Genomic DNA, 12,677 nt, shown 5'->3' on the forward strand with positions numbered 1-12,677 from the left:
ATGCCGTGCACCCCGGCTGCGGGGCAAGAGACGAATTAGTTGCGGCGTCCGAACATCACTTCGAGATCCGCGCGGGAGAGTTTCAGGAAGGTCGGGCGTCCGTGGCTGCATGTGGCGGCGCGGGGGGTTGCCTCCATCTCGCGCAGCAGGGCGGACATTTCCTCCAGCGCCAGCCGTCGTCCGGCGCGGATGGAGCGATGGCACGCCAGCCGTGCCAGCGCGCCGTCGAGCTTGGCTTCCAGAGCCAGCGGCGCATCCGACTCGGCGAACTCGCCCGCGAGGTCGCGCAGTAGCCCGGCGGCATCCGGGTTCTTCAGCGCGGCGGGCACGGCGCGCACCAGAATCGCCCCAGGCCCGAAGGCCTCGATCTCCAGGCCTAGTCTTTCCAGTGTCCCGGCTTCCGCCATCAGCCGAGCGGCCTCGATGGGCGGGAAATCCACCACCACCGGCACCAGCAGCGGCTGACTCGCCACTCGCCCGGCGGTGAATTCCTCGCGCAGCCGCTCCTCGGTCAGGCGCTCATGTGCGGCGTGCTGATCCACGATCACCAGCGAGCCATCGGCGGCGGCGGCCAGGATGTAGGTATCCAATATCTGCGCCAGCGGCGCGCCCAGCGGATGTTCGGTGGGCGGCGGGGCAGGGGGCGCGGAAAATTGTCTTGCAGCGGGCGGCGCGGCCAAAGCCAACTCGGCCTCGGCAAAGCCACGCGCGGCGTAGGAGGGGGGCGGCGGTGCGCCAAAAGGTAGGCGCGGTGCGGGGGCGCGGCTTGGGGCGGGGGCGGCTGCCGGGGCCAAAGCCAGTGAGACGGGGCGTTCCAGCGTGCGGGTGATGGCGCCGATGACGAGGCTGCGGATGCCATTGGCGTCGGCAAAGCGCAGCTCCGTCTTGGCCGGATGCACGTTCACGTCCAGCGCCTCTTCGGGCAACGTCAGGCGCAACGCCGCCACGGCATGGCGTCCGGCCTGCATCACGTCGCGGTAGGCGAGGCGCAGCGAGAGCCGCAGCATCGGGTCCTGCACCGGGCGGCCATTCACAACGAAACTTTGCAGCCCCATCGTGGCGCGTGAGAGGCTGGCGGGACCGATCAGCCCAGTGAGCTGCACATCCTCGCGCTCGGCTTCCAGCGGCAGCAGGGAGGCGGCGGTCTCGCGCCCGAATAGTGCCGACACCCGCGCCGCCTCGGTCTGGGCGGGCAGGTCGAACAGCACGCGCTCGCCGGAGACCAGCCGGAAGGCGACATGCGGTGCCGCCAACGCCAGCCGCCACACGGTGCGCTCGGCGGCCTCGGCGCGCGGCGAGCGCAGGAACTTACGACGCGCCGGGGTGGCGTAGAACAAATCCTCGACGATGGCCCGCGTGCCTGTAACGCCGGGCGCGGGCGCCACCTCGCTGACCGCCCCCCCGGAGACATTGATGCGATACGCCGAATCCTGCTCCGCCGGGCGGCTGATGAGCGTGAGCTTCGCTGCCGCGCCGATGGAAGGTAGTGCCTCGCCCCGGAACCCCAGCGTGGTGATGCGCACCAGCGCCTCGTCGGCCAGCTTGGAGGTGGCGTGCCGCTCGATGGCCAAAGCCAGTTGCTCGGCGGCAATGCCGCAGCCATCGTCGATGATCTCGATCCGCTCGATCCCGCCCCCGGCGAGGATCACCTCGATCCGCTTCGCCCCGGCATCCAGCGCGTTCTCCACAAGCTCCTTCACGGCGGCGGCGGGGCGCTCGATCACTTCGCCGGCGGCGATGCGGTTGACGGTGGTTTCGGCAAGGCGGCGGATCTGCGGCGGCATCTTCTCTCTATAGCACGCAGCCCGAGTCTCAGCCCATGGCCGCCTCGCGCCGAGAAGCTGGCCGGGCCACGGGGCGCGAGGCTGGTTCGCCCAGCAGCCGCCCTTGCGCCGCATGGCACCCCGCCTCGCGCAGCAAGGCGAGCTGCGCCTCGGTCTCCACCCCCAGAGCCGTTACCTCCAGGTGCAAACTCGCCGCCAGGGTGAGAGTGGCGCCGAGCATGGCGTCGGCATTGCGGTCGAGTCCCAGCTTGGCGGTGTAGCGGCGGTCGATCTTCAGCCGCGTCAGCGGCAGATGGCGCAGCGCGTTAAGCGTGGTGGCACCGGTGCCGAAATCGTCCAGCGCGATGCCCACGCCGATGCTTTGCAGCTCGCGCAGCAACTGTCCCTGTTCGGGCCGGTTGGCCATCTGCGCCTCGCTGACCTCGATTTCGAGGGCTTCGGGCCTCAACCCTGTCTTGCGCAGGATCGCGGCGATGCGCGCGGGCAGGTTGGTGCTCAGTTCCAGCAGGTTGAGCGAGATGCGGGGCACGTTGGCGGCCAGGGACTCGGCGCAGGCGCGCTCGATCATCTGGCCGCATAGCTCCTGGGCCACACCGGCCGACTCGGCCAGCGGCATGAACTCATCCGGCCCCAGCAGTCCGCGCGAGGGGTGCTGCCAGCGGGGCAGGGCCTCGAACCCGGCGAGCGACAGATCGGCCAGGCTGAACACGGGCTGGTACAGCACCCTGGGCTCGCCGCGCAGCGTTTCCGGGGCCGGGCCGGTGATCCGCTGCGGGCGTTGATCCTCGTGCCGGTACACATACAGCCCGCCGCCGCTTTCTTTGGCTTTGCCCAGGGCCAGCTCCGCCACGCGCAGCAGCGCCTCCGCCTCGGCGGCGTGTTCTGGGTACATGGCCAGTCCGGCGGAGAGCGTGAGCCGCGCCAGCCGCCCTTCCACGATGAATGGCTCACCGCAGGCCGCGAGTAACTGCCCGCCCAGACTCGCGCCGCGATTGGGCGGCCCGCTGGCGCCCAGCAGCAGGGCGAATTTATCGCCGCCAAGCCGGGCCAGCATATCCTCCGTGGTCAGCAGGGAGAGCATGCGCATCGCCAGCATTTGCAACAGCATGTCGCCGCCCACGCGCCCGAGCTGCTGGTTCTGGATCTTGAAGTTGTCGATATCCATCAGCAGTAGTGTCACCCCCGCTTGGCCGCGCGTGGTCCCGGCGAGAGCCGCCTGCAATGCCCCCGTGAACAGCTCGCGGTTGGGCAGGCCGGTCAGCGCGTCGTAATGCGTCAGTCGGGCAATTTTTTCGGCATCGGCGCGGCGCTGGGTGATGTCGCGCACCGCCGTGGCGGTGGCGGGCAGGCCCTCGAACTCCATTGCCTGGCTGCTGATCTCCACCACGAGAGGCATCTTGTCGGCCCGCAGCAGGGTGAATTCCGCCAGGGCCGTCTGCGGGGCCTCCAGCTCGGCGCGCAGGGGAGCCACATGGTCATCCTGCGCCAGCGTGGCGAAGCTCTGCCCCACCCATTCGCGCTCACGTACCCCGAGCATTCGCACCAGGGCGCGGTTCATCATCAGAATCACGCCCTGGCGGTGTACCAGCAGCCCGTCGAGGCTGGCATCGGCAAGTCCTCGGTTCCACAGCCGCCGCGCCTCGTTCTCGGCCTTCAGGCGCCGGTGCAGGGCGGCGCTGTCCAGCCGCATGGCCACAAACGCCAGCGCCGCCAGAGCCAGTGCCGCCAGGGTTGCGGCGGCGGAACCGTCGATATGCAGATAGCCCATCGTCATGCCCCGAATGGTAAAAACGGGGTTCATCAAAGCCGAAAAACCTTAACCGCCGCTCAACGCGCGGTTTACGAAATTTTTGTTCCCTGCAATAAATATGAGGTGACGCTGGGGAGTGGTTACTCATGAGAATTCTTGTGTTTCAGCATGTGGCCTCGGAGCATCCGGGCAGTTTCCGCGACGTGATGGCCCGCGAAGGCCATGAGATGCACGCCGTGGAGCTGGATGAGGGCGAGACGATTCCGCCGCTCGATGGTTACGACATCCTGCTCGTGATGGGCGGCCCGATGGATGTGTGGGAGACCGACAAGCATCCCTGGCTGGTCGAGGAGATGACGGTGATCCGCGACTGGGTGCAGGCCGGGCGGCCTTATCTGGGGCTGTGCCTTGGCCACCAGCTCCTGGCCCAGGCCTGCGGCGGTCATGTGGCGCTCATGGACGGCGCGCCGGAAGTCGGCATTTCGCAGGTGCCCATCCAGCCGGACCCGATCTTCACCGGCGTGCCGCCGCTCTGTACCTGCTTCCAGTGGCACGGGGCGGAGGTGAAGCGTCTGCCCGAGGGCGCCACTTTGCTGGCCAGCTCCGATGCCTGCGGCATCCAGGCCTTCCGCCTGGGCGAGTCCGCCTACGGGCTGCAATTCCACATGGAGCTGACCCACACCACCGCCGCTGAATGGGGCGCGCTGCCGGAGTACGAGGCAGCGCTGGAGCGCGTGCGCGGGCCGGGCAGCCTGCCGCTGATCCAGGCCGAGGTGGAGGATAATTTCGCCGCGCTGAACGACGCCGCGAACAAGGTCTTCAGCAATTTCCTGCGCATCGCCGAGACCGCGCTGGCGGTTAAGGCGTAACGCGCCAGATTTTCACCCGCGCCTTGCCATGGGCTCGCTCGGCCAGCAGGTCGGGCGTCTCCAGCGTGTCGTCGGGGCCCAGCTCGGCCACGATGACCGCCTGGGGCGCGATCCACGCGCGCGCCCGCAAGGCGGCGAGTGCCTTGGGTACCAGATCCTTGCCGTAAGGCGGGTCGAGGAACACGAGGTCGTGCGCCGTACCCTGCGGGACGGCGAGTACATCGCCTGTCACCACGCGCGCAGCATCCTGCATTTTACACGCCGCGATATTCGCCCGCAGCGCCGCTACCGCCGCCGGGGCCTGCTCGAAAAACACCGCCGATGCCGCCCCGCGCGAGAGCGCCTCCAGTCCGTACGCCCCGGTCCCGGCGAACACGTCTAGCACCTTGGCGCCACGCAACTCGCACCAGGGGGCGTGGGCCAGAATGTCGAACACCGCCTGCCGGGCGCGGGCATTGGTGGGACGCGTCTCCAGCCCCGCGGGGACGGCGAGCTTGCGGCCCTTGAACTCCCCGGCGATGATCCTCGGCTCGCTCATTTGGCGAGGCCCGGCACCTGTTCGCGCAGCACCTTGCCGTTCACCTCTTCCACCGCGCCGCGCGGCAGTGTGCCAAGCTGGAAAGGCCCGTAGGCCACACGGATCAGGCGCGTCACCGGCAGTTCCAGCGCCTGCATCACACGGCGGATTTCGCGGTTCTTGCCCTCGTGCAGGCTCATGGAGAGCCAGGTGTTGGAGCGTTGCACGCTATCAATATGCGCCTCGATGGGGCCGTATTGCACGCCTTCCACCTGCATGCCGCTGGCCAGGCGTTTCAGCTTCTCGGGAGAGACGCCGCCATGCACGCGCACGCGGTAGCGGCGCAGCCAGCCTGTGGCGGGCAGTTCCAGCCTGCGGGCGAGCGCGCCATCGTTGGTGAGCAGCAGCAGCCCCTCGGAGGTGAGGTCCAGCCGCCCCACCGAGATCACGCGCGGCAGGCCGGGGGGCAGATGCTCGAACACGGTCGGGCGGCCTTCCGGGTCTTTGTGCGTGGTCACGAGGCCGTCGGGCTTGTGGTAGCGCCACAGCCGCGTGCGCTCGGGCTCGGAGACGGGCTTGCCATCCACCAGCACCATGTCGCCCGGCTTCACGAAGGTGGCGGGCTGGGTCACCGGCTCATTGTTCAGCCGCACGCGTCCGGCCGCGATCATCGCCTCGGCATCGCGACGGGAAGTTACCCCGGCGCGGGAGAGGAATTTGGCTATGCGCTCCCCGCGCTCCGCGGTTTCGGGCGTCTCAGTCATGGCATGCTCCCAGGAAGGCTTCATATAGCGCCTTGTCTCCCGCATCGACGAAATATTCCGGGTGCCACTGCACCCCGATGCAGAATTTACGTGTCGGGTCCTCGATCCCCTCGATCACCCCATCCGGCGCCAGCGCGTTCACCACGCTGCGCCCGGGGGCGCGCACTGCCTGATGGTGCGAGGTATTGGCCTTCATCACCGGGCCGACGATGTCGTACAGCTTCGTCCCGGCCAGGATCTTCACCTCATGCCCGGGCTCGTAATGGCTGGTCTTCTGCTCATGCTCCAGCGCGTCCGGTATGGCATCGGGGATATGCTGGTGCAGCGTGCCGCCCAGCGCCACCGCCATAAGCTGCTGCCCGCCGCAAATGCCCAGCACCGGCATGTTCCGGCGCAGCGCGCCCTGCAGTAGCGCCAGCTCCGCCGTGGTGCGGTCGGCCTTCAGCTCCACTGTCTGGTGCCGCTCCGTCTCGCCGTACAGCGCCGGGTCCACGTCGAACGCCCCGCCGGTCACGATCAGCCCGTCCAGCCGGTCCAGATACTCCTCGGCAAGTGCGGCATCGTGCGGCAGCGCCACGGCCAAGCCGCCGAGGCTGTTCACCGCCTCGGTGTAATTCTGCCGCAGCGCGTACCACGGGTATTTGGACCAGCCGCCAGCCGGCTCGGCATCCAGGGTCAGACCAATCAGGGGGCGTTTTTTCATGTGTAGCACCTAGACCGCCGCCGCCGCCCAAGGCAAATCTGCGCCGATGCAAAACCCGATGGACATAGCCCTGGAGGAAGCCCGCCGCGCCGCCGCCGCTGGCGAGGTGCCCGTGGGCGCGGTGCTGACCGACGCCACGGGCGCGGTGCTGGCGGTGGCGGGTAACCGGACCGAGGCTGAGGAAGACCCCGCCGCCCATGCCGAGATGCTGGTGCTGGCCCAGGCCCGTGCCGCGCGCGGCGGCAAATATCTGGCCGATTGCACGCTCACCGTAACGCTGGAGCCCTGCGCCATGTGTGCCGGGGCCATTGCCGCCTTCCGGGTGAAGAGGGTGGTGTTCGGCGCGTACGATCCCAAAACTGGCGCCGTGGAGCACGGGCCGCGCGTGTTCTTCCACGCCACCACGCACCACAAGCCGGAGGTGATCGGCGGCGTGCGTGATTCCGATTGTTCGGCGCTGCTGAAGGAATTTTTCGCGGGGTTCCGCAGTGCCTGATCTCTCGCGCGAGGCGCGCATCGGCGGTCTTGTCGCCGGGGTGGACGAGGTCGGGCGCGGCCCGCTGGCGGGGCCGGTGGTGGCCGCGGCGGTGATCCTGCCCGCAGAGCTTCCTGGTGAGATCGCCAAACTCATCGACGATTCCAAGAAACTTTCCGCCGCAAAGCGGGCGAAGGCATTGGCCGCTCTGCGCGAGAGCGGTGCGGTGATGGCGCTCGGCGCTGCCTCGGTGCGCGAGATTTACGACCTTAACATCCTGCACGCCTCGATGCTGGCGATGCGCCGTGCCATCGCTCGCCTGCCGGTTTCGCCAAGCCATGTGCTGGTGGACGGTAACCGCGCCCCCGCTTGCGGCCTGCCCTGCACAACGCTGGTAGGCGGCGACGCACTTTCACTTTCCATTGCGGCTGCCTCAATCTTCGCCAAGCAGACCCGTGATGCGCTGATGGAAAAACTGGCCTTGCGCTATCCGGCCTATGCCTGGGAGAAGAACGCCGGCTACGCCGCGAAAGTACACCGCGAGGCGATTATCGCTCATGGCCCGACAAAGCATCACCGCATGGGATTCGGCGCGCTATTGCAGGGTAAGCTGGTTTAATCCAGCCAGTGCAGCCAGGGTGCCTCGCGCGGTACGGGCGGTACCGGGTGTTTGGCGTGGCCGATGATGATCGGCGCCACAGGAAGATAATGCTCCGGCAGGCCCAGGATCATCCGGCCTTCGCTGGTTTCCAGCCAGCGCTGGGCAAAGCCTATCCAGCACGAGCCAAGCCCTGCGCCATGTGCCGCCAGCATCAGGTTCTGCGCGGCCAGGGCGGCGTTTTCCACATGCCAGTCGCCTTCGCGCGTAGAAATCACGATCAGCGCAGGCGCGCGGTAGAAAATATGAAACCCGGGGTCTTGCAGCCGGCCATGCAGATGATGCGGAAAAGAACTGCTTTCCATCAGCTTCAGCATATGCGCCTTGGCGGCGGTTGAGATGCGGTCCAGCGTTTCCTGGCTGCGCACGATGGTAAAATGCCAGGGCTGTTCGTTCACGGCGCTCGGCGCCTGGATGGCGGCGGAGATGAGTCCCTCGATTACTGGCGCGGGTATAGGCTCCGATGTGTAGCCTCTTGTTGAACGGCGGCCATAAATTGCTTCTCTGAGTTCCATGGCGTCCCCCTTTTAACATTACACGATATTCCAAGGTGCCGTGCGCCGCCTTGACTGAAGTCAAGCCCGGGTTGCGGGCCAATATGACAAATTTGTTGTGGTTCCGGTGGTTGCGGGGTGATACTCAGGCCGCCGATTGATGCTGTCCCATGCGCAGGGAATGTAATGATGCTTGAGCAAATCGAAATTGCCGGTCTGGCCGGAGTGGATGCAGCCCTAGCTCAGCGCGCCACCCTGGCGCTGGAAGGCGGCGCGGTGCTTCAGTTTCCGGCCCTGTCCTTCGCGCTGAAGCCCGAGGAAGCCGCGCTGATCCGCGCCGGTCATGCCGAGGGCACGGCCAAGAATGTTAGCTATGATCCGGCTAAAGGCGAGATCAAGGGCACGGCGCTGGAAGGTGCGGTGCGCAAGACGCTGATGGGCATGATGCGACGCTATGGCGAGTTCACCGAGGCGCTGGTGCGTACCGTTCTGCCCGCCTATGCCAGTGGCCTCACCCGCGCGCGGACCAGCTTCCGCCCGGTGGAGATTTCAGGGCGCGTGCGCTCCTGGCGGCAGGACGATACGCGCCGCCATGTCGATGCCTTTCCCTCCTCACCGGTGCAGGGGCGGCGGATTTTGCGCGTCTTCGCCAATGTGGACCAGAACGGCACGCCCCGCCGCTGGCGCGTGGGGCCGGATTTCGAGGCTTATGCGCAGGAGTTCTGGCCGCTGAAAACGCCACTGCCGGGGGCGGCTAGTCTGCGGCATCTGCTGGGGCTGACCAAGGCCCGCCGCTCGCATTACGACGAGGCGATGTTAGCCCTGCACGACGCCGCCAAGCGCGACATGGGCTGGCAGCGTACCGCCCCGGCGCAGGAATTCTCCTTCCTCCCAGGACATGTCTGGATGGTCTATACCGACCAGGTGGCGCATGCCGTGCTCTCGGGCCGCAACGCCCTGGAGCAGACTTTCCTTGTCGAGCCCGAATGCATGCAGGTGCCCGAGCGCGCGCCGCTCTCCGTGCTCTCGCGCATGGCGGGTAAGGACATGCGCTGCCCGGCTTAAGCCTGCAGGGGGATGTCGTGAGCGTGCAGATCATGCGCGCCCTGTTCTTGCAAAACGCGCAGGGCTTTTTGCTCCGCCACGGCATCGCGCACGCTCACCCATAGCACCATCCCGCCCCGGGCCAGCTGCTCCTGCACCCGCTCCGCATGGTGGTGATGGATGAGCCCGCTCAGCACCGCGCCGATCAGTCCGCCTGCCCCGGCGGCGATTACCGCCGTAATGGGCCCGCCAATTCCGGCCACGGTCAGCCAGCCCAGGGAGGCCAGGACGGGAACGGGGAAGGCTTCCGCCTCCAGCCGGGACATGCGGGAGAAGAACGTCTCGCACGGCACTTGCGGATCGTCCTCCACCTCTTTCACCTGCTCGTAGCGATGCCCGAGCACGCTGTTCACGGTTTCCTCCGTGGCCAGCACGGAAAACGCCGCGCGGTCGAAGCCCTGGCTTTCCAAGGTGAAGACGGCGTTGTCCAAGGCTTCCGGCGTATCAAACGCCGCGACGATCTCCCGGATGACATTCGGCATGATGGGCCTCCTCTGATGGTACCTTTATCTTACCCCGCCTTCACCCAGCCTGTCTCTTCCTGCTTCCAATAGGCCAGGGTGTGGCCCTCGGCCTTGGCCGCGCGCCAGCGCTCCCGCGCCGCCATCACGGCCTCCTCGTCATTGCCGTCAAACAGGTCGAACACGCGTTTGAACCCCGCGCTATCTCCACCCGCGCCGTTGATGCGGAACAGGAAACCAGCCTGGGCCGGGTTTTCCTCAGCCTGGGTGGTGAGGAAAACGGGCTGCCATTCAGGGTGCGGGGTTTTGGCCGTGCCGTGGGGCAGCCACTCCGGGGTGGGGCAGGTCCATAGCCGCTCGTCGAGCAGCTTCAACAGGGCTTCGTCCGGGCACACCACCAGCGCCTTTTCGCCCGCCTGCAAGGTGCGCCCCAGCAGCGCGGGCAGGGCGGCGAATACATCGCTGCGGGTGAGGTGGTAGAACCCGATCTCGGCCATTAGCGGCTTAGCGCCTGCGCCACTTCGGCCGCCACGTTGCGGAAGGCCGTCGCCACTTCGCCCTCGGGCTGCGCCACCACCACAGGCGCGCCATTATCCCCGGCCTCGCGGATGGCCAGTTGAAGCGGGATTTCGCCCAGGAACGGCACGCCGATGCGCTCGGCCTCGGCCCGCGCCCCGCCATGGCCGAAGATCTCGGACCTATGCCCGCAATTGGGGCAGCAGAAATAGGACATGTTCTCCACGATCCCCAGCACTGGCACGCCCACCTGGGCGAACATCTGCACGCCGCGCCGCGCGTCCAGCAGGGCGATGTCCTGCGGGGTGGAGACGATGACCGCGCCATGCGGCTTGGCTTTCTGTGCCAGGGTAAGCTGCGCGTCGCCCGTGCCGGGGGGCATGTCCACCACCAGCACGTCCAGTTCGCCCCATTCGGCTTGGCCCAGCATCTGGTTCAGCGCGCCCATCACCATCGGCCCGCGCCAGATGAGCGCCTTCTCCTCCGGCACCAGGAAGCCGATGGACATCACTTTCAGCCCCCAGGCTTCCAGGGGGATCATCTTGCCATCGCGCACCTCGGGCCGGGAGGTGATGCCCAGCATCTTGGGCAGAGACGGACCATAGATATCCGCATCCAGCAGCCCGGTTTTCAACCCGCTCTGCGCCAGCGCCACGGCGAGGTTCACGGCCACGGTGGATTTACCCACGCCGCCCTTGCCCGAGGCCACGGCGATCACGTGCTTCACCCCCGGCAGCAGCACCTCGGCGGCTGGTGGGGAGGAGGGGGCGGCATGGGCCGTCAGCACCACGGTGGCGGATTTCACCCCCGGCATGGCGCGCAGGGCAGCTTCCACCTCGCGACGTAGCGGCTCCAGCTTGGCAGCCTCGTCCCGGGTGGCGGCCAGACTCACCTGCACCATCCCGCCTTGCACATGCACGCCATCCAGCCGGTTGGCGATGTTGAACGGCGCCAGCGCCGCGCGAATATCATCCTCAGTCATGCGACAAGACATATCCCGCCAGCCCCCTCTTGCGAAGATCGTCCCCCGCCCGCAAACTTCATGCATGCCATTCCCGGTCCGCCCGCTCTGCGCGCTCTTCCTCCTGGCCGGCAGCGCTGCCCGCGCCGCCGACATGCCGCCCTCGCTGCAACCCTTGGCGGCCAAGGTGCTGCCGGCGGTGGTCAGCATCGCGGCCATGGCCCCGGCTGGCGACAACAGCAACCAGGACGATGGCGATAACGCCCCGGATAATGGCGATGGCGGCGATAATAGCGGTGGCGATAACAGTGGCGCCGACAGCTCGCTCCACGCCACCGCCGACACGCCGGACAACACCTCCGGCACCGTGGTGCCTCCGCCCAAGACCATCGAATCCCTTGGCTCCGGCTTCGTCTTCGACCCGGACGGCTACATCCTCACCAACGCCCATGTGGTGAACAACGCCAATGCCGTTATTGTCACCTTCCCCGATGGCACGGTCTACACCGCCAGCATAGCCGGGCGGGACAAAGCGGCGGACCTCGCGGTGCTGAAGATCGATGCTGGGCACAAGCTGCCTTATGTGAAGTTCGGTGATTCCGCGACCGTGCATGTGGGCGATTGGGTGATGGCCGTGGGCAACCCGTTCGGACTGCCCGGTTCCAGCTCGGCGGGCATCGTCAGCGCCCTGCACCGCGACATCGGCGACACAGATTTAGACGATTTCATCCAGACCGACGCCGCCATCAACAAAGGCAATTCCGGCGGGCCGCTGTTCAACATGCAGGGGCAGGTGATCGGCGTGGATTCCGCCATCTACGCCCCCAGCGGCGCGTCGGACGGTGTGGGATTCGCCATTCCCGCCGCCATGGCCGCTCCGGTGGCCGAGGAGTTGGCGCATGAGGGCTCCATGACGCGCGGCTGGCTCGGCCTCGCCACCGAGGAAGTGACACCCCAGGTGCAGGCGGCGCTGCATCTGCCCGGCACCAGCGGCGCGCTCATCGGCTCCGTCTCGCCGGGCGGGCCGTCGGATGGCGCGTTGCAGGCGGGCGATGTGGTGACCGTGCTCGGCGGGGTGGATGTGGCCAACCCGCGCGAATTGCAGATCCGCACCGCCGAGATCCCGGCCGGGCAGAGCGTGAGCGTGAAATACTGGCGCGACGGTTCGGCGCAGAAGACGAAGATCACCATCGACGTGCCGCCCGCGGCGCTGGACGACACCGTAACCCCGCCCACGCCCGGCCCGGTGGCGCTGCAAGGACTGGGACTAAGTGTTGCCGCCAAACCGGCGGATAACGGCGTGAGCGTGCTGGCCGCCAAGGGGGCGGCGGGCAAGGCGGGGATCGTGCCGGGCGATGTCATCGAGCAGGTGAACGGGCAGACAGTGGCCTCGGCGGATGATTTGCAAGCCAAGCTGAAGGCGCTGGCGGGACAGACGCCCGTTTTCCTCATCAGCGGCAACACGGCTGACGGCACCAACCCCGGCCCGCGCTGGGTGGCTGTGGAAGCTAAGAACTAAGAACGTGGGGGCTTTTTAAAAAGGCTCTAGACCATGAATACTGTGGTATTATGGTCGAATGCTCAACAAAAAGAATGGGTTATCGAGGTATAAGCAAAGAAA

The 12,677-nt window shown here is 67.2% G+C and carries 14 protein-coding genes; 5 read left to right on the top strand and 9 right to left on the bottom strand.

Annotated features, from left to right (window positions below; genetic code table 11):
- Positions 1 to 35 precede the first annotated feature (35 nt).
- Both mutL and HNP71_RS07010 read right to left on the bottom strand, forming a co-directional pair.
- Complete coding sequence (mutL, locus tag HNP71_RS07005) at positions 36 to 1,784, bottom strand: DNA mismatch repair endonuclease MutL (protein WP_183266172.1); 1,749 nt, start codon at positions 1,782 to 1,784, stop codon at positions 36 to 38.
- 28 nt (positions 1,785 to 1,812) lie between these two features.
- Complete coding sequence (locus HNP71_RS07010) at positions 1,813 to 3,585, bottom strand: putative bifunctional diguanylate cyclase/phosphodiesterase (RefSeq protein WP_183266173.1); 1,773 nt, start codon at positions 3,583 to 3,585, stop codon at positions 1,813 to 1,815.
- A gap of 95 nt (positions 3,586 to 3,680) precedes the next feature.
- On the opposite strand from HNP71_RS07010, the gene HNP71_RS07015 reads away from it, so the two are divergent.
- Positions 3,681 to 4,403 (top strand): type 1 glutamine amidotransferase, encoded by a 723-nt coding sequence (locus HNP71_RS07015; protein WP_183266174.1) that lies wholly within the window; start codon positions 3,681 to 3,683, stop codon positions 4,401 to 4,403.
- On the opposite strand, the gene rsmD is transcribed toward HNP71_RS07015, so the two are convergent.
- Genes rsmD through HNP71_RS07030 form a run of 3 tightly spaced genes read right to left on the bottom strand, consistent with a single transcriptional unit; the run spans position 4,393 to position 6,387 of the window.
- A complete protein-coding gene (rsmD, locus tag HNP71_RS07020; protein WP_183266175.1) occupies positions 4,393 to 4,941 on the bottom strand; it encodes a 16S rRNA (guanine(966)-N(2))-methyltransferase RsmD in 549 nt (182 codons plus the stop codon). The genes HNP71_RS07015 and rsmD overlap by 11 nt on opposite strands.
- Positions 4,938 to 5,684: a pseudouridine synthase gene (locus HNP71_RS07025; protein ID WP_183266176.1), complete on the bottom strand. Its 747-nt coding sequence runs from the start codon at positions 5,682 to 5,684 to the stop codon at positions 4,938 to 4,940. Before HNP71_RS07025 ends, rsmD begins: the two co-directional genes overlap by 4 nt.
- Positions 5,677 to 6,387, bottom strand: coding sequence for a gamma-glutamyl-gamma-aminobutyrate hydrolase family protein (locus tag HNP71_RS07030; protein WP_183266177.1), 711 nt, complete (start codon positions 6,385 to 6,387; stop codon positions 5,677 to 5,679). The genes HNP71_RS07025 and HNP71_RS07030 overlap by 8 nt, the downstream gene beginning before the upstream one ends.
- Before the next feature lie 58 nt (positions 6,388 to 6,445).
- Here HNP71_RS07030 and HNP71_RS07035 point away from each other — a divergent pair, with 58 nt between their 5' ends.
- Positions 6,446 to 6,883: a nucleoside deaminase gene (locus HNP71_RS07035; protein WP_221246670.1), complete on the top strand. Its 438-nt coding sequence runs from the start codon at positions 6,446 to 6,448 to the stop codon at positions 6,881 to 6,883.
- Positions 6,876 to 7,481 (top strand): ribonuclease HII, encoded by a 606-nt coding sequence (locus HNP71_RS07040; protein WP_183266179.1) that lies wholly within the window; start codon positions 6,876 to 6,878, stop codon positions 7,479 to 7,481. Before HNP71_RS07035 ends, HNP71_RS07040 begins: the two co-directional genes overlap by 8 nt.
- Here HNP71_RS07040 and HNP71_RS07045 read toward each other — a convergent pair.
- Entirely contained in the window at positions 7,478 to 8,035 is a 558-nt protein-coding gene (locus tag HNP71_RS07045) for a nitroreductase family protein (RefSeq protein ID WP_183266180.1), read from the bottom strand. The two genes, HNP71_RS07040 and HNP71_RS07045, sit on opposite strands and share 4 nt — an antisense overlap.
- A gap of 165 nt (positions 8,036 to 8,200) precedes the next feature.
- Between HNP71_RS07045 and HNP71_RS07050 the strand changes: the two genes are divergently transcribed.
- On the top strand, positions 8,201 to 9,079 hold the full coding sequence (locus HNP71_RS07050) for a Kdo hydroxylase family protein (RefSeq protein WP_183266181.1): 879 nt from the start codon (positions 8,201 to 8,203) through the stop codon (positions 9,077 to 9,079).
- Here HNP71_RS07050 and HNP71_RS07055 read toward each other — a convergent pair.
- Genes HNP71_RS07055 through apbC form a run of 3 tightly spaced genes read right to left on the bottom strand, consistent with a single transcriptional unit; the run spans position 9,076 to position 11,077 of the window.
- Complete coding sequence (locus tag HNP71_RS07055) at positions 9,076 to 9,600, bottom strand: hypothetical protein (protein WP_183266182.1); 525 nt, start codon at positions 9,598 to 9,600, stop codon at positions 9,076 to 9,078. The genes HNP71_RS07050 and HNP71_RS07055 overlap by 4 nt on opposite strands.
- A 29-nt stretch (positions 9,601 to 9,629) precedes the next feature.
- Positions 9,630 to 10,076, bottom strand: coding sequence for a DNA polymerase III subunit chi (locus HNP71_RS07060; RefSeq protein WP_183266183.1), 447 nt, complete (start codon positions 10,074 to 10,076; stop codon positions 9,630 to 9,632).
- Positions 10,076 to 11,077, bottom strand: coding sequence for an iron-sulfur cluster carrier protein ApbC (gene apbC, locus HNP71_RS07065; protein WP_183266184.1), 1,002 nt, complete (start codon positions 11,075 to 11,077; stop codon positions 10,076 to 10,078). Before apbC ends, HNP71_RS07060 begins: the two co-directional genes overlap by 1 nt.
- Positions 11,078 to 11,141: 64 nt before the next feature.
- Between apbC and HNP71_RS07070 the strand changes: the two genes are divergently transcribed.
- Positions 11,142 to 12,575: a S1C family serine protease gene (locus HNP71_RS07070; RefSeq protein WP_183266185.1), complete on the top strand. Its 1,434-nt coding sequence runs from the start codon at positions 11,142 to 11,144 to the stop codon at positions 12,573 to 12,575.
- Positions 12,576 to 12,677 lie beyond the last annotated feature (102 nt).

The organism is Acidocella aromatica (assembly GCF_014201825.1).
Taxonomy (GTDB): Bacteria; Pseudomonadota; Alphaproteobacteria; order Acetobacterales; family Acetobacteraceae; genus Acidocella; species Acidocella aromatica.